Annotated in this window: 21 protein-coding genes; 6 read left to right on the top strand and 15 right to left on the bottom strand. The window is 38.2% G+C overall.

Annotation, left to right across the window (positions count from 1 at the left end):
- The 3 genes from AOB46_RS21610 to AOB46_RS21600 all read right to left on the bottom strand — a co-directional run.
- Positions 1-740, bottom strand: a 740-nt coding sequence (locus AOB46_RS21610) for a DUF2723 domain-containing protein (protein WP_131724435.1), incomplete at its 3' end; no start/stop codon positions are given.
- 275 nt (positions 741-1,015) lie between these two features.
- Positions 1,016-1,573 carry a helix-turn-helix domain-containing protein gene (locus AOB46_RS21605; RefSeq protein ID WP_316934409.1) on the bottom strand — a complete coding sequence of 186 codons (558 nt, stop codon included), beginning with the start codon at positions 1,571-1,573 and terminating at the stop codon, positions 1,016-1,018.
- Between the two features lie 45 nt (positions 1,574-1,618).
- A complete protein-coding gene (locus AOB46_RS21600) occupies positions 1,619-2,407 on the bottom strand; it encodes an SDR family oxidoreductase (RefSeq protein WP_062703322.1) in 789 nt (262 codons plus the stop codon).
- Between the two features lie 453 nt (positions 2,408-2,860).
- Here AOB46_RS21600 and AOB46_RS21595 point away from each other — a divergent pair, with 453 nt between their 5' ends.
- Positions 2,861-3,118, top strand: a complete 258-nt coding sequence (locus tag AOB46_RS21595; RefSeq protein ID WP_062703320.1) for a hypothetical protein — start codon at positions 2,861-2,863, stop codon at positions 3,116-3,118.
- 136 nt (positions 3,119-3,254) lie between these two features.
- Here the strand turns inward: AOB46_RS21595 and AOB46_RS21590 are convergent, their stop codons facing one another.
- The 10 genes from AOB46_RS21590 to AOB46_RS21540 form a co-directional block, all read right to left on the bottom strand.
- The gene (locus tag AOB46_RS21590; RefSeq protein WP_062703318.1) at positions 3,255-4,421 is read right to left on the bottom strand and encodes a cytochrome-c peroxidase; all 1,167 of its coding nucleotides are present in this window, start codon (positions 4,419-4,421) and stop codon (positions 3,255-3,257) included.
- A gap of 124 nt (positions 4,422-4,545) precedes the next feature.
- Complete coding sequence (locus tag AOB46_RS21585; protein WP_062703315.1) at positions 4,546-5,034, bottom strand: hypothetical protein; 489 nt, start codon at positions 5,032-5,034, stop codon at positions 4,546-4,548.
- 75 nt (positions 5,035-5,109) lie between these two features.
- Positions 5,110-5,439 carry a hypothetical protein gene (locus tag AOB46_RS21580; RefSeq protein ID WP_062703313.1) on the bottom strand — a complete coding sequence of 110 codons (330 nt, stop codon included), beginning with the start codon at positions 5,437-5,439 and terminating at the stop codon, positions 5,110-5,112.
- A gap of 5 nt (positions 5,440-5,444) precedes the next feature.
- The gene (locus AOB46_RS21575) at positions 5,445-5,870 is read right to left on the bottom strand and encodes a transposase (protein ID WP_062703330.1); all 426 of its coding nucleotides are present in this window, start codon (positions 5,868-5,870) and stop codon (positions 5,445-5,447) included.
- A 105-nt stretch (positions 5,871-5,975) separates the two neighbouring features.
- Positions 5,976-6,503, bottom strand: coding sequence for a hypothetical protein (locus AOB46_RS21570; protein WP_062703311.1), 528 nt, complete (start codon positions 6,501-6,503; stop codon positions 5,976-5,978).
- A gap of 5 nt (positions 6,504-6,508) precedes the next feature.
- Positions 6,509-9,277, bottom strand: a complete 2,769-nt coding sequence (locus AOB46_RS21565) for a DUF11 domain-containing protein (protein WP_062703308.1) — start codon at positions 9,275-9,277, stop codon at positions 6,509-6,511.
- A 582-nt stretch (positions 9,278-9,859) separates the two neighbouring features.
- On the bottom strand, positions 9,860-11,290 hold the full coding sequence (locus AOB46_RS21555; protein ID WP_131724434.1) for a tetratricopeptide repeat protein: 1,431 nt from the start codon (positions 11,288-11,290) through the stop codon (positions 9,860-9,862).
- Positions 11,291-11,766: 476 nt separating this feature from the next.
- Positions 11,767-12,303: a dihydrofolate reductase family protein gene (locus AOB46_RS21550; protein WP_062703302.1), complete on the bottom strand. Its 537-nt coding sequence runs from the start codon at positions 12,301-12,303 to the stop codon at positions 11,767-11,769.
- 65 nt (positions 12,304-12,368) lie between these two features.
- Positions 12,369-13,124, bottom strand: coding sequence for a helix-turn-helix domain-containing protein (locus AOB46_RS21545; protein WP_062703300.1), 756 nt, complete (start codon positions 13,122-13,124; stop codon positions 12,369-12,371).
- A gap of 19 nt (positions 13,125-13,143) precedes the next feature.
- On the bottom strand, positions 13,144-13,410 hold the full coding sequence (locus AOB46_RS21540; protein ID WP_062703296.1) for a hypothetical protein: 267 nt from the start codon (positions 13,408-13,410) through the stop codon (positions 13,144-13,146).
- 197 nt (positions 13,411-13,607) lie between these two features.
- Between AOB46_RS21540 and AOB46_RS21535 the strand changes: the two genes are divergently transcribed.
- The 3 genes from AOB46_RS21535 to AOB46_RS21525 are packed head-to-tail and all read left to right on the top strand — an operon-like array spanning position 13,608 to position 16,230.
- Positions 13,608-14,603: an SDR family NAD(P)-dependent oxidoreductase gene (locus AOB46_RS21535; protein ID WP_062703294.1), complete on the top strand. Its 996-nt coding sequence runs from the start codon at positions 13,608-13,610 to the stop codon at positions 14,601-14,603.
- A 26-nt stretch (positions 14,604-14,629) separates the two neighbouring features.
- Positions 14,630-15,358 carry an SDR family oxidoreductase gene (locus AOB46_RS21530; protein ID WP_062703291.1) on the top strand — a complete coding sequence of 243 codons (729 nt, stop codon included), beginning with the start codon at positions 14,630-14,632 and terminating at the stop codon, positions 15,356-15,358.
- Positions 15,359-15,417: 59 nt separating this feature from the next.
- Positions 15,418-16,230 (top strand): helix-turn-helix domain-containing protein, encoded by an 813-nt coding sequence (locus AOB46_RS21525; protein WP_062703289.1) that lies wholly within the window; start codon positions 15,418-15,420, stop codon positions 16,228-16,230.
- A gap of 579 nt (positions 16,231-16,809) precedes the next feature.
- Here the strand turns inward: AOB46_RS21525 and AOB46_RS21520 are convergent.
- Complete coding sequence (locus tag AOB46_RS21520; RefSeq protein ID WP_062703287.1) at positions 16,810-17,463, bottom strand: response regulator transcription factor; 654 nt, start codon at positions 17,461-17,463, stop codon at positions 16,810-16,812.
- Complete coding sequence (locus tag AOB46_RS21515) at positions 17,447-19,105, bottom strand: sensor histidine kinase (protein ID WP_241489260.1); 1,659 nt, start codon at positions 19,103-19,105, stop codon at positions 17,447-17,449. Before AOB46_RS21515 ends, AOB46_RS21520 begins: the two co-directional genes overlap by 17 nt.
- A gap of 558 nt (positions 19,106-19,663) precedes the next feature.
- Here AOB46_RS21515 and AOB46_RS21510 point away from each other — a divergent pair.
- Positions 19,664-20,284 carry a DUF1062 domain-containing protein gene (locus tag AOB46_RS21510; protein WP_062703283.1) on the top strand — a complete coding sequence of 207 codons (621 nt, stop codon included), beginning with the start codon at positions 19,664-19,666 and terminating at the stop codon, positions 20,282-20,284.
- A gap of 337 nt (positions 20,285-20,621) precedes the next feature.
- On the top strand, positions 20,622-22,379 hold the full coding sequence (locus AOB46_RS21505; protein ID WP_082377341.1) for a T9SS type A sorting domain-containing protein: 1,758 nt from the start codon (positions 20,622-20,624) through the stop codon (positions 22,377-22,379).
- The last annotated feature ends 49 nt before the right edge of the window (positions 22,380-22,428 follow it).

The following is a 22,428-nucleotide window of genomic DNA, read 5'->3' as shown; positions in this document are numbered from 1 at the left end:
CCGAACATCGTCATGATAACCGGGAAGATAATTTTGAAAACAATAATCAGAATTCCTAAAGTAATCAGGTTCGCCCAGATGAAATTTTTCCAGGTAAATGTATAGTTTCTGGCGTAATACACCAGGCAAACAGCAGGAATTGCCAGCATACACATCATATGAACCCCTACAGAAAGACCAATGATAAAGAAAATAAGGATGATCCACCGCTCATTGTCGGATGCCTGGTATTCGTTTTCCCATTTCGTGATCAGCCAGACCAGCAAAGCAATGAACATAGAGGCCATAGCGTATACTTCTCCTTCTACTGCTGAAAACCAGAATGTATCCGAAAACGTAAAACACAAAGCTCCTACAGCCCCGGCAAAAAGAATAGAGATTTCCTGATGTTTTGTTATTTCATCAAAATCTTTGTTCAGAAGTCTTCTTACAAAATGGGTAATGGTCCAGAACAGAAAAAGAATGGTAAATGCACTGAATACTGCGGACATGGTGTTGATGACCACAGCATAATTCTCTACGTTCCCCATCGCGAAAATGCTGGCCACAGCCCCTACAATCTGGAATAATGCCGCTCCGGGAGCGTGCGTTACTTCAAGCTTTACAGCAGAAGAAATATATTCCCCACAGTCCCAGAAACTGAGTGAATGCTCAATGGTAGAGGTATATGTAATTAATGCAATGATAAAGACCACCCATCCTAAAATAGTGTTCCATTTTTTAAAAGACCAGTTTTTCATATAAATATTTAATTCCAATACTTATTAAGACAACCGGACGCAACGGATCATTACATAGTTTTTTATTAAAAATGTAAATTTATTTTTTCAGACAGATTTTTAACAGAATTCCGAATTCATGATTATCATGTTATCCCGAAAGCAAATTTCTGTTTTCTTATTTTAAAGACATCCGGAAGCTGCAGAATATTACATGGGGGTTGTTGAAGTGCAGAGTTAAATTAACCATTAGAAAAAGAGAGAGGCTTGTACATTCCTTAAAATAGATAATGAAGCTACAAAAAATTATTTTTCAGTTTAATATCAAGCTCATTTTTTTGATTCAGGCTGGTACCGTTTTTGAATATGATCCATAATTTAAGCCCAATAAAACTAATTAGAATGGGAAGAAAAAGAGGGAATTTCATCATCAGCTCTTTCTGAACAAACGGACTTAAGATCATTAATACAGACAAAACAGCGGACAGAATAATCTGAACTCCTGCAATCTCTTTTCCCAGTTTTTTATTTTCCTGATCCTTCGTTCTGTAGGTTAAAATCAAAGGGAGAATAACTCCTCCAAATGGTATAATCAACCCGGATAAAGCAGATAAATTAATCATTTTTGCCCGGTCTGTCACCATTGCTTTCGTTTCATTATCCGGATTTGGGATAAGGTCTTCAGGCTTCACTTCCAAAGATTGCGCAATGGCTTTAAGGGTAAAACCTTTGGGTGTATTTCCGGCTTCAATTCTCTGAACAGTCCTTAAAGAGAGTCCAGATTTTTCGGCAAGTTCAGTTTGGGTAAGGTTTTGCAGTTCTCTCAGAATTTTAACCCTGTTATTCATTTTCATCCGGTTATGAGTTTAGTTCATGTCATTTGCGAAAGTACAGCTTTTTTAATAGGTATTGTTCAGTCCTCCGTCTAAGGGAATGCTGGCTCCGGTAAGATAAGAAGCAAATTCTGATGCAAGAAAGGCTGTCAGATGTCCGTATTCTTCCGGCTGCCCTAATCTTTTCATCGGGATTTTACTTTCCCTGTTTTTTAGAATTTCTTCAACAGGAAGTCCTGTCTGCTGAGCTTCGTGGTGAATCAGGCTTTGGATTCTTTCCGTATCGAAATAGCCGGTGAGAATAGTGTTGATGGTAATATTGTGCTGTGCCACTTCATTGGATAAGGTTTTTGCCCAGGCGATCACTGCTGAACGGACTGTGTTTGAAAGCGCCAGGTTTCCAATAGGAGCTTTCACGGAAAGTGAAGACACATTGATGATCCGACCGTTTTTCTGCCTGATCATGTGAGGTAAAGCCAATAATGTTGTTTCGCATACCGTTTTAAAAAGCAGGTCAAATGCTTTCTGGTAATCATCAGTTTCTTTTTCCAAAGCAAAACCCGGCTCCGGACCATTGGTATTGTTCACAAGAATATCTACAGCATGATTCTGAAAATATCCGGCAATGATCTCTCTGTATTTTTCAAAATCAGAAAAATCAGCAACGAGATACTGATGCTTCTGATCGGGGCTGACAACAGGAAGAGAGGCCACCATATTCTTTAGTTTGGTTTCATTCCGTGCCATGATGGTAACATTGGCTCCGCATCTGGCCAGTTCAAGGGCAATTCCGGCGCCAATTCCCTGGGTGGCAGCTCCTACTAAAGCATTTTTTGATGAAAGACTGATATTCATAGTGAAATGATTGTATATGGATAAAGTTACGAAAAGTTTTCGGGGAAGGGAGCTGGAAGATGAAGAGCGGAAATTATTTCAATCGCTGATTTCAATTCTGAATATATCAACTTCAGTTGTTTTTTAAACCATTAAGGGTATTTAGCTTTTAAGATTGATTAAGAGAAAAAATCTTTGATTTTTTTATAAGTATAATGCCTTACCTTAAGGTGAAGCTTGACCTAATATTCTAATATCATATAAGGTCTTACATCTCTTAATAATTTAAAATTAAATACGAATAAAATTCGTTAAATAAAATAATTCAATTAAATATTTTATGTATTTTTATAAAAAACATTTAAAATAAACACCAACCTAATACAACAAAAGCAAAAAATCATACAAGACTAGTCAGAAAATCCGGCTGACTTGAATGTCCGGACCAATCCATATCCAAAAAAATATTTTATTATGTTAAAATTACAAAGAATTGTTGCCTTAACCAGAGAACAGCAAAAGAGCATTAATGGGGGAATTATTGATAATGGTCTTTGTCATGCCAGACAATGGCGGCAAACCAGTGATGGAAAATATATCTCTGTTGTTATGACTGATTTAACCCCTAGTAAAGCCGTAGAATTCGCCAATGGAGGAGCAGGCGGAGGACACGTCTGCTGCACTTCTGCAGGTTGTGCAAATTCGCCTTGGGCGACAGGATTAGGAAAATAGAGTTTATTTTAAAATAACTAATTAAACCTATCAGGTTATTTAAATCAATCCACAACTAAAAGTCTCCATTACAATGAATGGAGATTTTTGTTAATATGAAGCTGTCTCCTATTTCCTGATTGGCTTAAAAATCTTTTTATTTTGGTAAAGCAGGCGGTACTACTCTTTCTGTTTTTGTGGTCAGTGTGCGTAAAAATGCTTCCAATTGTGAGATTTCTTGATCAGTGAGATCCAGTAATCTTACAAAAGTTGATTTTTCAGAATTCAGCGTAATTCCTTCATGAACAGTTGATCGTTTTTGTGCATATTCAGGGTTTCCTTTGCTGTAGAACTGTATGACTTCCGTAAGGCTTGTCATGGAACCGTTATGCATCCAGGGGCCTGTTCTTGCAGCCTCACGAAGCCCCGGTACACGGAACTTCCCGGCATCTTCCGGCTTTTTGGTCACCAGATAACGTCCCAAATCTTCTCCTGTTTCTCCCAGCAGAGCGGTTCCTACATTTTCAAACCTGTTATTGGAGAAATATCCTGAATTGTGGCAGTTCATACACTGCGCTTTGGTACGGAAAAGGTGCAGCCCCATAAGCTCATCATCAGAATAGGCATCGGCTTTTCCGCTGATAAAAAGGTCAAATTTTGCAGTTCCGCTTTTAATGGTTCTTTCGAAAGTGGCTATCGCCTTGGCTATACGGTCTTTGGTTACTGTCTTATCCCCGAAAGCTTTTTCAAACAGGATTCCGTAGCCATTGATTTTTGCAATTTTCCCTGTGGCAATATCAATATGCTCACCCATTTCGCGTTCATCCTGAATCGGCATATGGGACTGTTCTTCCAATGATGACGCTCTTCCATCCCAGAATAAAGGTTTGGCATAAGCGGAGTTCATAATCGTCATTGCATTGCGGATGCCCAGCTGCCGGTCATGTCCGAAAGAAAAAGTTCTGTTATCTCCCCAACCCAATTCCGGATCATGGCATGAGGCACAGGCAATCTGGTTGGACCGGGAAAGCCGTGGATCAAAAAAAAGGGTCTTACCCAGTAATGCTTTATCTGCAGAGTATGGATTGTCTTCCGGAAAGCTCACTTCCGGGAGATGCCCTATTTCGGAAAAATAAGGAACAGCGTCAGGATCGAGAATTGGTTTGGGCCATTTTGAAGGGTCTCCTGAAGAATATAATGCCCTTAATTCTGCGAGAAATGAAGACTTCTGCCGGAATTCTTTCTGAACACGGGTATTTAAACAGTTCTGCAAAAGAGAAACTGTGAGAAATACAATCAATACCCAGCTTATGGCATTCTTCATTAGGAAACAGGATTTTGGCAAAAATAACTATTATCCATCAATACTTTTCATCATTACCTAATGATATTCATTCTTTTATTCTTTAAAATGGCTATTCTGAACCGTTTTGGGCATAATATAATTTTCATTCGATAAATGGATAACGTTCTCCCAATCCTGCACTGATGCTGTTTAATGCTTTATAAAAGCCATGCTGTACGGGTTCCGGAATAATCTCATATTCATCGTAATAATTGTCCAGCAGCCGGATTATATAAGCCATCTGAAGCCACTGGCCAAAGCTGATTTTCATAGGTTGTAAATCATCAGGAGCATCATGATCATAGAATAAAACGGAGTTTTCTTTGTTCAAAAACCAGCGGTCTCCCTGTCCGTTTCCGGCAAAACACCAATAATCTTTCCATTTAGACTCTTTGTTTTCGGAAACAGCTTCCACAGTATTATACAGGATAGTTTCTGAAGATATTTCAATGGTTCTGATGGGCATTACCAGGTTTTTATACTGCTCAGGAAAAGGAAATGCTATGTTCTTCGGAAAGTTCTGCGGATTTCTCTTTTCTTTCAGGATATCTGCTTCTGCTTCAGAAGTTTCCGGTACTATAAACATTGTCATTCAGGTGATTTTTTAATGCTGAAAACTAAACTACAAAAAAAATGGGAAATACACTTTCCCCATTTTTTATCTTTCTCAGGCTTCTGTGTTATACAGAAAGATTTTTTTCCATTTAGCTACGGTATTTCTGCTTAGCTTAAAGTGAATGGCCAGCTGGGTATTATTCAGCTTGTTTTTTCTCTGGTACTCAAGCATGCAGACGATATCAGATTCTTTATAGGAACGGTATCTCTGGCTGTTCTTTTCAGATATTCCGAAAATAAGGGTGTTTATTTTCATGACATCTAAGGCCAGAAGTTCTTTTTTCAGTAATAATCCTTCACATGCATTATATTTATCCGGGTATTTATTGACGAGAATATCAGTATAAATCTGTTTAAAGTTGGGCTGTCTGTATTTTTTCATAATTTTTATCTGTTATATTTTTCAATCCATTTGAAAAGTGTTGTTTTGGGAATGGCATAACGTTCTATTACTTCTTTTCTGGTCATATTCTGAGAATGTATCTGTTCCAGGATAAAATCTATGACTTCCTGCGTATAAATCGTCTTCCTGAACTGCGGCAGACCTGTCACTTCTTTTGTTTTTCCTTTTTTCATTTTCCGGGAAGGAGGTGAATACAGAATAAGATGCTGGGAATAGGTTCTGAAGAAGTCATATTCCAGAAATTTACTCCATTTCAGCAACAGATGGGTATCTATACTTTCCGAACCATACATTGCTTCTATTTCCTGCTCTGTGCACTGAAAGAAATTACAGATTCTGGAAAGCTCCAGATCACTTTCCTTAACTGCATTCTGAATAATGTTTCCTATATGGATGTCTTTGAAGTTCATTTCCATTTCTATTTTAAAAGCCCCGCCGGAAAACTGATTCCGGCAGGACGGAATGATATATATAATTGTGTTTTAATTGATTAATGGAAACTTTCCGGTTAAGAATTACTTCCAATAATTCCAGTTAGAGCCATCGAACACCGCCAATGATTTACTTACCGTGTCATAGCACATCATTCCCGGGTAAGGACTTTTTACAGAAGTATGAGGGGTATTAACCTGAGGAAGAAGCATTGCTTTATTTTGCGATTCTAACACCAAAATTCCTTTGGCATTGCTGGATGACGCTCCAATAATCACACCCTGACTTTTTCCAGACTCAGCGCTTGTGTTCGTTATGATCTGCGAGCTGTTTCCTGGATTGCTTAATTCAATCCAGGTTCCGTTCTCATACATTTTTACTTTCTTATCGCTTTTATCAAACAGAAAAGTTCCGTTGTTATCTGTAGATGTTGGAGATAATGCTCCGGAGATATCATTTACGGCAGAAAGTATAATTCCATTAGTATTTCCGGCTGTATTATTAAAATCTAAAATGGTGGATGCACCGTTCACACTTTCTTTTCCTATGGCAACCTGGCCGCAGACCTGTGAGGAAATGGCCAGAATCATGATTAAAACTATTTTTTTCATTGTTGCTAATTTTGTGGTTGGAAGCCCAGCTGTCCTAAAGCATAAGCTATGATATTATGTATAAATTTCTCCTGAGGAGTATTAATGGCTGTTCCGGCTACAGAAGCTGTTGCCCTGAAAAGTCCTTCATCCCAAATAAAGATGGCACGTCCTCCATATTCACCGCCTAACGTCCAGACTGCTGCACCGCCTCCTGAAGCTGTTTCTGAAGCGTATATTATATTTCCTGCCGGCAATTGGCTAACCGCTACACGACCTTGGGTAGCTGCCCCGGACAAAGCTATATTTCTGGTGTCACCAAAAACATCACTTAGCTGCTGAACTGAAGAACTTTGTGCATTTATTGCCCCTGTACCATTACTTCCTGTTATGCCAAACGCATTAAGTATTACATTAAAATTGAAAGCACTTTGGGTATCCAGATTAATAATAGCCACCCCGCCTTCTTTTACAAAATCTGATATGTTTTTAGCCTGTACGGCAGACATGGTATTGTATCCGGTATTGATGATATCAAAATTACTTCTTAGCTGCACTCCTGTACTTGTGGCAAGTATACCGGCAATATCAGAGAAGTCAAACCCCGTTACTCCTTTGAATGTTCCTGTCGGCCCGTAATTGGCAGTATTGGTCAGCTGGCTGTTGAAGGCTGCAAAGTTGGTATCTCCTATGGTATAGCCGGCATAACGCCCAATTTTAATTCTTCTTGGAGCAGGTGTGCTGCATGTATTCTTAATGCAGTTCCATGTGGTTCCGTTATAGAGTTTGACGCATGCTGCTTCTATATCATACATCAGCATTCCTTCTTTCGGATCTGTAATACTGTTCTGATTCTGAACTCTTGTAATCACCAGACCTTTTGTTTTAGATTCTAATGCCATAAAACCATTCGGAATGTTTTCCGGCCATGCATTCTGTTTCTGCTGAATGGTAATTCCCATTTTAGTAGGTTGTCCGCCGATGCTAAAATCTCCGGGTCTGGCACATACTCCCCGATAGGTATCTGTATCCGTTGCCGTATTATTCCCGGTGTCGGAATCGGTACTATTGGCCGGAGAGGTTATGGAAACTGTATTATTCAGGTTTCCGGTAAGTGATGAAGGGATACTCACCGTTACGGTATAGGTTACCTTCCCTCCTGCCGGAAGATTCACGATATCATTTATTGCTCCGGTCATGGTTCCTGAAACTGCAGTTACAGCCCCTCCTGAAACCACAGCAGTATAGCTTACGTTAGCAGCTGGTATTCCTGCAGGAACAGCATCTGCGACAACTGCTCCCTGTACTCCGAACGGGCCATTATTTCCGGCAACAATGGTGTAGGTATTGACTGAACCGGCCGTATAGCTTGTCTTCCCGTCAGTTTTTGTCACGTATAAATCTGCTGCAAAAACAAATGGAGAGTTTACACAATGTGCTCCGTCACTGGCGCCATTGGAAAGTGAAGGTGAGCTTGAAATAAGTGTTCTTTCTCCTGTAGAAATATTAAATTTATAGAATCCACCGCCATTCAGAACTCCGTAAATATCACCGGCAGCTCCAAGCATTGATCCAAACAGATCGATAAACGCACCCGTTCCGTTCCCATCTCCTATATCAGAACCTACTGTACCGATAGGAATTACGTTTCCGTTGGCAGGATTAATTGAAAATAGCTGCCCGCCTGCAATACCAAGACCAAAACTGTAAGCATTCACTCCATACAGCAGTCCATTATTGATATTATAGGCAAAATCTGATGTAGAAAAAGAACTGTTTAAAGTAATTGTAGTTGCTGTAAGGGTGGCCAGATTAATCTTATAGAGTTTATTATCAGCAGCAGCGGCCTTTACATAATAGTTGCCGTTCTGATCTATTTCTCCTGAGGAATAAGCTATAGATGGCAATCCTGAGATATTCCCGATATTGGTAATTTCTCCTGTTGATGGATTTATTTTCAGTACAGCGTTTGAATTATCCAGCATCGCATAAAGGTATCCGTCTTTAGGATGAGCTCCCAAAGCATTATAAGTAACTCCTGAAGAGCTTCCTACGGCAGGATACGTAAAAGGATTGGTTGTAGTATTGACTTTATAAAGCCTTACACCGTTATTAGGCCCCTGTGAAAGATAAGTATCCGTAGTACAGGGAGTACATACCGCCAGCTTTATATAATATCTATAATCTCCTTGTGAAAGGGCATTGGGAGTTCCTGTAAGATAGGGATAATAATTCCTGATCTCAATACTTCCTGAGGTTATATTAAGCGCTGAAGGAAAAGTTAAAACAATATGATTTTTTACCCAGCCTGTAGATGCTGCCGGAGCATCCCTTTTAGATTCCTGTATCTGTACTGAAGGCTGACCGTTTATCATTGCTCCGTTGAAAGCAGTTGCAGGGGCATATACTGTTCTGTCATTATAATCAGCGATATAATAAGGAGTAGGATCATTATCCCTGGGAATAACCATGTTCATATATTTAACTCCATTTACCCACAGTTCGGTTGTTAAACCATCATTATAATCATCAAATGCAATGTCAAATTCCAGTTTATTGGTCGTTATACTCACTCCGGTATACGGAGCTGCAAAATTTCCTTTAGCAATGGTAGTTCCTCCCGCATCGTCATCAGATACAACATAGGGATCGCTTCCGTAATTAAATCCAAACCCTCCACGGTTAGGATCATCTTTCCGGGTTTGTACCCAGTTCAGAATATTGTCACTGCACTGGCTGTATGCTATACTGGCAAGCAGTAATGAAAAGAGAAATAAAATTTTTTTATTCATCATCTTTTATAGTTTAAATAAATTGATTGTTGATGTTCAGAACATCGGTCTATTTCTAAAGAATATGTGTTTTTGGAGAAACAAACCGGTTCATATCGTTATGGGCTTACCTATGTGATAAAGGTGGGGGTCTTGTATGCTCTTTTACGTAAAGGGCATGTTGATCTTTTAAGCTCCACAGGATAGAAAACTATTTTTTGCCACCTGAAGAAAGAAAAACAGGAGACCTTATAAGAAGCATCATAATTCCGGTTCCGAGTTTCGAAACTGAAATAACAAGTAATAAAATGATTAGTGCTATATCGTATTTTTCTGATGTCATCAATGTGTTGTAAAATCAACTGCAAATGAATAAAACTCACCAGAAAAACAAAAAAAAACAGGCCCTCATCAGGCCCTCTAATTCATTAAAATTACTAATTATCAATTATTTACAAGAATTAAATTCACTAATGATTTCAACAGGAAAAATTAGAATTATATACCTTTCCCTACTGAAGCGATGTATGATTTTTCAATTCCCGAAAAAAGCAGGCATAAAAAAAGAACCTTTTACAGGTTCCCTTTATAAAAATACAGCACTATTTAAGCTCCGTCTATGTATTTTCTGATCCAGACCATTAAGTCTTCTTCCGGACTGAGGCATAGCCGTTTTCTCAGATTATACCTGTTATTTTCTATGGTTTTAGAAGCCTTAAAAGTATACTCTGCAATTTCTTTGGTAGAAAAACCCATATAGATATAAGCACAGAAAGTAAGTTCAGAGGCTTTTAACATTGGGTTTATTTCCAGCATTTTTGTGCAGAAATCAGGGTAGACTTCCTGGAATCTTCCCCAAAACTGAGAAGAGTTGCTTTTTACCAGATCACTGAGCTCAGAAAATGACTCAGAGACTTTCTGCTGCAGCTTTTCAATTTTCTCTTCCTTTTCTTTTATTTCTGATTCTTTTTCAGAGAGCCTGATATTCTGCTCTCCGATAATTTCTTTTTTTTTCTTCCGTATCTTCTGATAACGTATTATAATTACTGCCAGCAATACAATAAAAACAGCTGTTACCAACAGAATAATCAGTATATTTCTTTTCATTAAATCTGATTTTTCATTCTGTTTCTTTAGCAGAATTCTATCGACTTCTTTTTGAACAATCCTTTTGTCATCTTCCAAGTCCAGTTTATGCTGGGCTTCTGCTTTTTTCAGGTAATCAATTTCTTTTTCATGATTACCCAGCATTTTATAGGATTCCGCTATTTTAGAATCTACATAGGCAGAATTTTGCATGAATTTCTCTTTATTTTCTACCGTCTTTACATAAAAATCAATAGCACGTTTATAATCATAGGTCTGAAAATAGTAATCTCCATAGATTTCATAAAAGGGAGCCAGATAGTGATATTTTTCAAGAGCTGCCTGATCATAAGCCTTCTGAACAAAAGGATAGGCTAAAGCAGGCTTTTTTTCCTGCAGATAAATCCAGCTTTTATAAAAATAAATAAAAGCCCTGCCTCTGTAAATCCGTTTGGCAGAAAGATAATTATTCATGGTAATTTTTTCAGAAGCAGCAATAGCTTTATTGGCATACAGATGTGCGGCTTTATAATTTTTCAATTCTGTATAATAGTCTGCAATGCCGATATACATATTTGAAATAATCAGTTCGGACACCAGATCTGTTCTTCCTTTCAATAAATCCAGCACTTCCAGATTATTCTGATAGGCCAGTTCAAATAGAGACATTCTGCTGTAATAAGCAGCTTGCAGGCTCAAAAAAGAAGCCTTTAGTATATTATTTTGCTGAACCGCCCTTTCCTCCATCCCTTTTTCAAGATAGGGAGCACATTCCTCAAACCTCCTGAAAAAAATCAACGATCTTACAATATAATAGTAAGCCCACGCTCTTCTTTCTGAATCTCCAGCTTTCTCCGATTTAGCCAAAGCCTCTTTTGAATACTTCAAGGCATTACCAAAATCTACCTGCGCACAACTATCCGACAATAAAAGCAGCTTATCAATTTTCATCAGCTCATTCCGGTTTTGGGAAGAATACCATTGGGGATGAAAAATAATAAGGAGCAGAAAAATGATTTTCTTATGGCCAGGCATAGTAATGCTAAGAAAAAAATTAAATGTAAAAATATTTATCATGGAAATATTTAATAACAGTATACTTAATAAGAGAACAGCAAAAAGGCAAAAATACCATATAAAAATCAGTATTTACAACCTTAATGGAGATAATATCTTCTTAAATTTATAGATTTATTTCTATGCAAATATCACGAGTCATTAGGTAAAAATTTAATATAATTTTAAAATTTAATAAATATTTTACATAAAAAAATAATTTATTAAAGGATCCATCACCCCCAAATTAGAAATTGTACATCTCCGCAAAAAAGGAACACCTGCTTCGTGAAGGGCAGATTTCATGATGTAAGCCTTTGTTTTCAAAATGTATATTATGAATACCGGAATTCTGCCCTGTTCAGATCTTTTTACCGTTTTCTGACAAAACGATTCTGAACAACAGAATTTAAGAAGATTTTTGTATCTGTACATTCAAATTTCATTATTTCAGGAAGATCTCCAAATAAAGGAATACCTCCACCCAGCAGATAAGGAATGAGGGTAATGATCATTTCATCAATCAGATCTTCTTTCAAAAAACTCTGGATGGTTTTTCCTCCGTCAATATATAAATTATGAAAACCTTTTCCATGAATTTCTTTCAGAACATCTTTCAGACTTCCTTTTACCAGTGAAGCTTTATCTGTGAATTTCTCAGGAATTTCTGTCATGCTGCTGCTCAGTACGAAAACATGTTTCTGATAATACCATTCGTCAAATCCGCACACAACTTCAAAGGTATTCCGGCCCATGACAAGAGCATCAACAGATGAGATAAATTCTTTATATCCCATATCATCATTATCGGGATTCGGTAATGAAAGCAGCCAGTCTATTTCTCCGTTTCTGTCAGCAATATATCCGTCCAGGCTTGTGGCAATAAACACCTTATTTTTCTGGTTCATCAAATTCAAATTTAAAATTACAGTACAAAATTACTTCCTGTACCTGATTCAGAATTGTACAGAATTTACCTCATCCGTGATTTTAAAAATTCTTTTGGAGTCTGACCGCTCAACTTTTTAAATACCCTGATGAAATGAGACTGGTCGTAAAATCCTGAATCCAGCCCTATGTCAGTTAATCTGTCCGATTTATTATTCTGAAGGAGCGTAACCGCTCTGTTCATTTTATAAAGATTAAGATACTCACCGGGAGTTATACAATAATATTTCCGGAATTTCTGAATGAAACTTTTCTGGGAAATCGGAAGCAGACCGCTAAAGTCTTTAAGCATTCCTTTTCCTGCCATCCCGAAAGCCAGATATTTTTCAAATTTCGTAAGGTAAGGATCTGCCTGCATAGTGCCGAATATTTTCAGCAAGCATTTTTCTGCTTCTTCAAAATCGGGGTTTTCAGTATCAAACAGGCATTTATATAAGATTTCGGAAATGTTTTCCATGGTACAGGTTCCAAATTCACGGATCAGCATGCCATAGCAGAAGGGCTTTAACAGTAAGCCTATGCATCCGTAAACACCTGCTGTCTCAGTCACGAAAGGTTGCATTTTTAATCCGGATATAATCTGAAGTCCTGCACCACCGGTAATTGTTTCTGTATTCGTTCCTCCCACTGTATAATGGTCTCCATAGCTGAATATAAGTTCGGTAAATAAGGCAGCATGATGCACAAACCTCATCCTGAGATCAGGGGATTTCCCTATCCAGATATAATCCACAAAGCTGTTTAGTGGATATTGGGGACGATATGAGATTTCTGTAAGCATATTGACCCGGGAACTTCTTTTAAGGCTTAAAATTAATAATTGTAAAGCCTAATTTCTGAAGATAATCCTGAGCATGATAAGTTGTAAAGTTTTTTGGATCAGGATTCAACTCCACATCATTAATGAAAATATTTGCCCAGGAAATGATAAGTTTACATGGGTATTCTTTTCCTGCATAAACCAAATTATAATAATGAGCTTTTCTTTTGGGAGGAATTCCTTCTCTGTCGATTTTAATAATCGCCTGGAACACATGTTCCCTTTTTATATTACCGGGTATTGGCATATCAATCTATTTAGATTCTCAATGATTTTAATTCCTGAACTCAAATATAGCTAAAACATCATAACTGATTTATGCAAATCCATAATGTTATTTCTAACTCTGCATGACAGCTACAGCAAAGTAAATTGACATTTACAGCAAAACACTGCATGAAATTCCGGAATACCTTTGTCATGTAACATTTAAATAACAAAACAATGGAAACCAAAAATTATCAGGGAGCGCTACAAAAGCCTCTTAACTCAGGATTTAATGCAAAATCAACAACAGAAGAAGTTATTAAAGGAATTGATCTTTCAGGCAAAACCGCCGTTGTAACCGGAGGAAATACAGGAATAGGCCTGGAAACCGTGAAAACCCTGGCTGCTGCCGGAGCAACCGTTATCGTTCCGGCCAGAAATGTAGAAAAAGCAAGAGAAAATCTTCATGGAATTGATAATGTAGAAATTGAAGCTATGGACCTTATGGATCCGTCATCCATAGATCATTTTGCGGAAAAGTTTCTGGCTTCGGGAAGGCCGTTGCATCTGCTGATCAATAATGCAGGGATTATGTGGGTTCCTTTCCGTAAAGATATACGGGGTATTGAATCTCAGCTGGCAACCAATTATCTGGCTCAGTTTCAGCTAACAGCAAGGCTGTGGCCAGCTCTCAAAAGCGCAGACGGAGCAAGAGTTGTGAATGTATCATCACAGGGACACCAGTTCGCTCCTTTCAACTTTGAAGATCCTAATTTCCTTACCCGTGAATATGAAACGCTTCTGGGCTACGGACAGTCGAAAACGGCCGTTAATCTTTTTTCTCTTGAACTGGATGCCCGGGGCCAATCGAGTAAAGTAAGGGCCTACTCTTTACACCCCGGATCAATCGCAGGAACTGAACTTGGCAGAGAAGCTCCTTTGGAACTGTTCCAAAAAATGGGGTTTACTGATGATGAGGGAAATATGCTTCCGGAAGTACTGGCTTCCTTAAAAACAATCCCCCAAGGGGCCGCCACTACGGTATGGTGTGCTACCAGCCCTTCACTGAATGACATTGGCGGTGTGTACTGCGAAGATGTGGAGGTTGCACCGCTATCCTTTGAAGATACGGTTACCCAAGGTGTAAAACCCTATTCTCTGCATGAAAACAGTGCAAAACGCCTCTGGGACTGGAGTGAAGAAGTTACGGGAATCACCTTCAATGTGGATTAATCAATGAACTCATAAAAAATAAAGAAATGAATCAATTACAAAATAAAATTGCCGTTGTAACGGGAGGTAACAGCGGTATCGGATATGCCTCAGCGGAGGAGTTCATCCGTGAGGGAGCTTCTGTGATGATAACCGGAAGAAGAAAAGATGCCCTGGATGCTGCCTGCACAAAGCTTGGTACAGAAGGCATCATGGCCGATCAATCAAATATAACAGATATCAAAGCTCTGGCTTCTGAAATTGCCCGGCGCTATGGTAAAATAGACATCCTGTTGATTAATGCAGGCATTACCAGGACTGCTTCTATAGAAACGACTTCTGAAGAACTCTTTGATGAAGTGATGAATGTGAATTTCAAAGGGGCTTTTTTTACTTTGAGTACTTTCATTCCTTTGCTGAATGATAATGCCTCTGTTATTCTCCTGTCTTCCAGCTCCGCGCATATCTCTCCGCGTATGGCCTCTGTATATGCTTCCAGTAAATCGGCAGTAAATACTCTGATGAAAATAGCAGCCCTGGAATTGGCAGACCGGGGCATCCGGGTGAATGCTGTAAGCCCGGGGCCGGTAGCAACGGAGATCATGCAGAAGATAGGTCTTAATGACAGCCTGGAAAATGCTATGCTGGAATCTATACCTCTGAAAAGGTTCGGAAAGCCTTCTGAAGTGGCCCAATTGATCACCTATCTTGCGGGTGATAACGCTTCATTTATTACCGGATCGGAGTTTCTGATTGATGGAGGTCAGAGTGCATAACCGTATTTCCGGACAGATAAAATTCCTTATATTTAATTCTTTAAAAGCGGCTCTATATCATGGAACATATCTCAAAATACCTGACTAAAGAGATTAAATTATCCTGCTATGAGGATAAGCTGTTCAAATCGGATCTCATGTTTGAAGACCATATGCTGGTATGGTTCATTTCCGGCGAAACCAGGATTATTCAGGCTGATCAGACCTATAATTTCTGTGCAGGTGATACCTTCCTGATTCCCAGAAACCAGTTAGCTACTATTGTCAACTACCCTAAAGGAGGACTTCCCCACAAAACAGTTGTACTCCATCTGTCTGTGGAACGATTGAAACATTTCTACGAAAAGGTTGATCTTCCGGAGACCATCATTCCGGAGCAGCGTATCTACAGCTTTAACAATCATCCTCTGCTGGACAGTTTTCTGAATTCACTGGTTCCTTATTTTGATATGAACGGAACGTTTCCTGAAGATATAGCTACGATTAAAATCACAGAAGCCATTACGATCCTCAGAACAATTAATCCCGATGTAGACCGGGTTCTTGCTAATTTTGACAATCCGGGAAAAGTTGATCTGGTGAATTTCATGGAACGGAATTTCATGTTCAATATGCCATTGGAGAAACTGGGATATTTAACGGGGCGAAGCCTGTCTACCTTCAACCGTGATTTTAAAAAACATTTTAATATCAGTCCACAGAAATGGCTGATCAGTAAAAGACTTGAACTGGCTTATTACCACATCACAGAGAATCATAAAAAGCCTAAGAATGTTTATCTTGAAGTAGGTTTTGAAGACCTGTCACACTTTTCCTTTGCTTTTAAAAAGAAATATGGAACAGCGCCCACAATGCTCAGAGTTAATTCATAAGCAATTTGTTTAAAATTAAGCATGAAATTACCTGAGATATCGGGATCCAAAAAGGACACGTTTTTTTCTTGTCGTGTTCATAAAGCATTTTTCAGGATAACAGAAATTTTTATTTACTCAACAATTTTTGTCCTTAATTCCAAATTGATTTCTTTTTGGTAAGCCAGAAAATCATTAAAATAAAAAAGGGAGCAGCAGCTCCCTTTTTAACTGTAGTATTAACCTAAAAGACCAATTAAACTTCTTTATATTAATTTGTGTTTTTTTAATAATAAGCTTTCAAGAAGCGGACTCTAAGGTCAAGCATACACATCTATTCATCTCATCACTTGCGTTTCCATCATTTGTGTTTTTATATAATTTTATATAATTTGTGTTTATTATTCTATAAGGCAAGTGATCATTTACTACTTCACATTCATCTTTCACTGACTTATGTTTTTATTAGTAAACTTTCCTGATACAAAGTAACAACATTGCGGAACAGGATGCACCATAATTTACATCGATACCCATCGATAAGGGCATAGATATTTATCGATAAATGACTTGGATGAGTAGAAGCTGAAAGCGGAAAAATTATATTTTATGATGGGTTTTGATGAGGTCGATCAGCTCAACCAGGTTTTCTATTTTTAATTTATCAAATATATTTTTTTTAATAGTGCTCACTGTGTTCTGTTTGATGTCCAGATGATTGGATATTTCAAGGTTTCCATATCCGTCTGCATACATTTCGGCAATCTGCAGCTCTCTTTTGGTGAGGCTGCTCAACGGATTGATGAGGTTTGGGTTGTAGACGAATTGGACCAGCAGGTTGCGTGAAGTCTCTGAAAAGTACTCCCCGGTCTGTATAAATTTTGTAACGGCATCTCTTACTTCCTCTTCTTCACTCAGCTTACTCAGATAGCCATTGGCACCTGCTTTTATGAATTTAAGCGCATACAGGTCTTCTTCAAGTCCTGTAAAGATTAAAATTTTAATATCAGGATTCGCACTTTTCATCTGCGATATGATATGAAGGCTGTTTCCTTCCGGAAAATGAGCATCAATAATAGCCATTTCTATCTCTTTGCTTTTTACCAGCTCCACAATCTGCTGTAAGGATGAGGTGTGATAAATTCTGGCATTAGGAGCAATATCATTGACAACGATTTCCATTCCCTGTCTTACAATGCTGTGATCATCCGCTAAAAGGAAATTAATTTCCCTGTTTTCAATTGGCATTTCCATTATTATTGATATTTAAATTCATTCTGAATGTTATTGTTGTTCCTTTATACAGCTTGCTTGATACGGATATTTCACCATTAAAAAGCTCTACAATTTCCTTACATAAACTTAATCCTAGCCCGGCCCCAAGATTATCAATCTCATCAGACACAATTCCCTGATAATAGGGTTCAAAAATTTTCTTAACGTCCGCTTCTGATATTCCTACTCCCGTATCACTTACTGTAGTGATCAGGGAAATCTTGTTTTCACCTGCCGGTTCTGTAATCAGGGTAAGATCAATTTGTCCGTTTTCTGTAAACTTATTGGCATTTCCAAGGATATTCATGAACACCTGATTGATCTTTATACTGTCTGAATACACGGTCAGGTTTTCAGGAATCCTGTCTGTTACCACAAATTTATTATTCCGGGTTTCTATATAAGGCGTAATAACCTTTACAATAGAATTGATTTCATTTTTAAGATCAAAGACTGTGTTGATCAGCTTTTTATCTGCATCCTGATTTTTAGTATATTCCAGGATCTGGTTAGACTGCAGCAACAGGGTGCTGTTGGTAAATTTTATCGACTGGAGATAATCTTTAATCGTATCATCTTTCGTTGTCCTGTGAATTTTGTCAATAAAAATATTAATAATCTTCAACGGAGATCTCAAGTCGTGGCTCAGCATTCCCAGAATGCGGTTTTTGAAATTAAGGTTTCTTTTAATTTCATCATTTGCCGCATTAAGCTTTCTTTCATAGATAAATGCTACTCTTGTAAAGTACATGATAAGGATAGATACAATGAACATCAGCACCATTAATCCCAATACAAGATATCTTCTGATCTTATTATTGGCTGAACTTTGCTCATTGTATTCTTTTTCCAGCTCGGATTTAAAATCTTTAATGGCATTATCATATACATCAATCAGACCGTTACTATATATCAGCAGCTTTCCGAAATTACTGTAAAAATGCATATTATCCTTCTGGCTTTTCACAGCATAGAGTTTAATCTTTTTCACTTCACCTGCATAATGCCTGTCCATTGACCTCATTGTACTATCCATTTCCGATTTCAGTCCGGGAAGATCAACGGTTTTATTATTGGTCAGCGTAATCACCGTACTCTCTTTTTTCACCTCAACTTTCCCCGTTATTGCATCTTTCAGCCTTCCCATAAAGCCTTTCTTTTTAACGGTATCAGAATATGTTTTGGTTTCTATGCTCAGGTTCTCGAAGTTATTTTTGTATTTCTTCGGTTCATATTGCTTATCTTCAATTTTAGCCGGCGGATTCTGAGAAGACTGGTACACGGAATCTATTAGCGTTTTAAGCTTTATCACTTCCATTGTATCTTTTTTCTGCCGGGCAAGACTGGTTTTCAGCCTTGGATTAATATTTTCGTATTGATTGATTTTATCAAAATTATTCCTAAGCCTTTTCAGCGCTTCAAAATAGAGTTTCAGATCTTTATCATCCTGGGTAGCCATATATTTCTGAAAATACTTCTGTGCATCCATGAAATCTTTTCTTGAATTATCAGTTAATCCACCCAATGCCCTGCTGTCCTCCAGCTGGTCTTTAATAAACTTGAGTTTTTTACCATTGACAGATTCAGTGTAGAAAAATACCGCAATAATAACCTGTATCAATAAAATACACAGGATTAATGAATAATGAACAATTTTCCTCAATTTAAAATTTAAGAACTTATATTTCATAATTGTTTATCCGCTAAATTTTAAGTTACTCAGTATGAGCTTTTAAATGATGCTGCCATTGATACTTTATTTAATATCCTGCATACCACATTCAATTGGCAAAGTTAAAGTAATTTTTGTCTTGTTATAACAGTAAATATCCGATAAAACCATGAAAAAAGCTTTCCAATCTCAATAAAATCATCAATAAACCCATAAAGTTTCAGGGAGATTGACTATTTTTACCCTGTAAAAGTAAAATAACCTGTTTTGAGAAACACTCTTAAACTTATTATTACAGCTTAGTATCAGCTTCATTTACTGCAGCTGACCATTCTTTTGTCCGGGTAATTCTGTCCGGGCTCTATTTCATTTCACCTTATTATTCACTGTACTGCCTGTAAGGGTGGCCAGCGTCTGCTGCTCATGCTTTTAGCTTTGGTCCTGCAAAAAAGGATCCTTTGAATAATAGGTCAAAATTATTCAGAAATACTAAGCAAGACCATTATAATGAGTACAGAACATATATGGGAGATCAAAGCAAGGAACACTCCCCTTCTCAAAAAAAGATGCAGCCATTGTGACAGCACAAAATTTTACTGCAGTGAAAAATTCAGACTGAACGCCCAGAAAAAAAATATTGATATCTGGCTTATCTACAGATGCACAAAATGCAGCAACACCTATAATATGACTATCTTTTCCCGTGTACGAACAGAATCAATCGACACTGAGCTCTATAAAAAGTTTATGGAAAATGACCCGGAAACAGCCTGGGAATACGCTTTTTCCCAGGAGATAAGACGGAAAAACAATGCTGAAGCCGACCTGGAAAGTGTAGAATATGATATACTGCATGATACTACCACTTTAGAAGATCTCATCAAGGGAAACTGTGAAACGGCAGTCTTTACCATCCGGTATCCTTTTGAGTTTAACCTCAGGTTTTCCTCTGTTATCCGAATCGGGCTGGCTCTTTCTTCCTCCCGGTTAAACAGGCTTATTGAAACTGAAACAATTTCTGTTAACGGAAAGTCTCTTCTGAAGAAACATAAAACTAAAAACGGAGACATTATCCGGATAAACCTGGAAAAGCTGAAAAGTATTTATCGCAGCACAACCCCATTATAACAACGGATATGAGCATATTCCGCCATTTATAGGCCATTTTTAAAACCTTCAGATTTTTGGTCTGAAGGTTTGGCTTTTATTAGGGTCATTTAAAATTAAAAAATGTAACGTTCACTTTAAGTTATATTTAAAATATTCACAACACTATTAAACATATCATACATTATTAAATCAAAAAACTTTATTTTGTTATTTTTTTATTAACAAAATGACAAAATACAATTATACATTTATAATCAAACAATCTATATTTGAAAAAGATTCATGTTAATTTTTTGATAAAAAACGCCAACATGAAAATGAACAACCTAATGAAAATCTTTTAAAACGTTAAAATATGAGAAGAAAACTACTCACTGCCTTATCCGTAGGGGTCATGGCTTTTTCGTGCACAGCACTTTCTGCACAGGACTATCAAACGTTGCAGATTCAATCAGGATTTACTGCTGACGTTATTGCCAATGGCATCGGAGCGGCTAATACCACTACTACTTCAGATGTGGATGGTGTAAACTATGCTTTTGTAGCCAGAAACTTTCAGCTTAATTCCTCAAGTACATCTATAAATTTTGGAATTCCGGTAAATGGGGTGATCAATTCCGTTGTAGCTGCCACTCCGGGATTATCCTATCAGCTGGCTTCTCTGGATGCAAACAATTCACTGCGTCTTGCAACAATCAATGACCCGGGAACACTTACCCTGGCAATCCCTTCTACAGCATTAAAGCTCTACCTTCTTGCAACAAGCGGAAGCGGAACATCTACGATATCGGCCACGGTTAATTTCTCAGACGGCTCTAACCAGGTCTTTACCGGAATTGATTTACCGGACTGGTATAACGGAGCAGGTTATGCCATTCAGGGAATAGGAAGGATAAGTCTTACAGATAATGCCACAGATTCCGGAGGCGGGAGCAACCCAAGACTGTATCAGAAAGAGCTGGTACTGGATGCGGCTAATCAGAGTAAAAGCATTCAAAGCATTACAATTGCTAAAACCGGGGGAACCGGAATAGCCAATGTATTTGCGGTATCTTCTAATTTTATTCCGGCATGTCAGTCACCAACCAATATTACAGCGTTACCTACTTCACAAAGCGTCCAGATCAGCTGGAGTGCTCCGGCTTCGGCACCATCGGACGGCTATGACTACTATTATTCCACCAGCTCTACACCTCCAACAGAAACCACCTCTCCTATAGGTTCTGTAGGCGCCGGGGTAACAACGGCAAATATTCCGGGGCTAAGTGCTTCTACAACGTATTATTTATGGCTGAGATCCAACTGTGGCGGAATTAAAGGAATATGGAAACCGTTAACTTTTGCCACCCCTTGCGCTTCCTTTAATCTTCCATGGACTGAGAATTTCGACAGTATGACAAGCCTCGGAAGCGGAATTGTACCGGGATGCTGGCAGACTGTAACAGGAACCAAAGCTTGGACGTCCACCAGCTCCACCAGCTATAATACTCCGAAATCAGCACCTAATTATATGAGAATAGCCTATGGTAATACCAATGCAAGTCAACTGTGGACTCCAGGCTTCAATATGACAGCCGGTACGGTTTATACATTTGCTTTCAACTATAATACCGGAGGTACAGGAACCTCTTATATCGGGTATACAGGAAATGTAAGGGTAAATACCCAACAGACGATGACCGGTGCGAGTGACCTTGGCACTTTCATCACTCCTGACATAGGAACTACCACCTATGTTCCGTATTCTGTAACCTTTACCCCTCCTACTACAGGTGTTTATTATTTTGCGATTGATGTTTCCTCTAACGGTAGTCCATGGTATCTCGGAATAGATGACCTGAAGGTGGTGGCAGGAAATCTGGCAACCAGCGAAGTAAAGGCAAAACAGAATACAGTACAGATCTCTCCTAATCCGTTCACTGATACCGTTATGATTTCTCAGATAGAAAAAGTAAAGAGTGTATCCGTTTCCGATGCTTCAGGAAGAGTACTTAAAACAATAGAAAAACCTGCTGAAAAGCTAAGTCTTTCAGATCTTAGTGCCGGAGTTTATTTCCTGACAGTAGAAATGACGGACGGAACCAAACAAACAATAAAGGGAATTAAAAAGTAAAATAAAAACAGTGAATTTACAAATGGCCGGAGCTTTTCCGGCCATTTTT

This window comes from Chryseobacterium indologenes, assembly GCF_001295265.1.
Classification (GTDB): Bacteria; Bacteroidota; Bacteroidia; order Flavobacteriales; family Weeksellaceae; genus Chryseobacterium; species Chryseobacterium indologenes_A.
The sequence above is the reverse complement of the archived record's forward strand: the minus strand, read 5'-3'. Positions and strand labels throughout refer to the sequence as shown.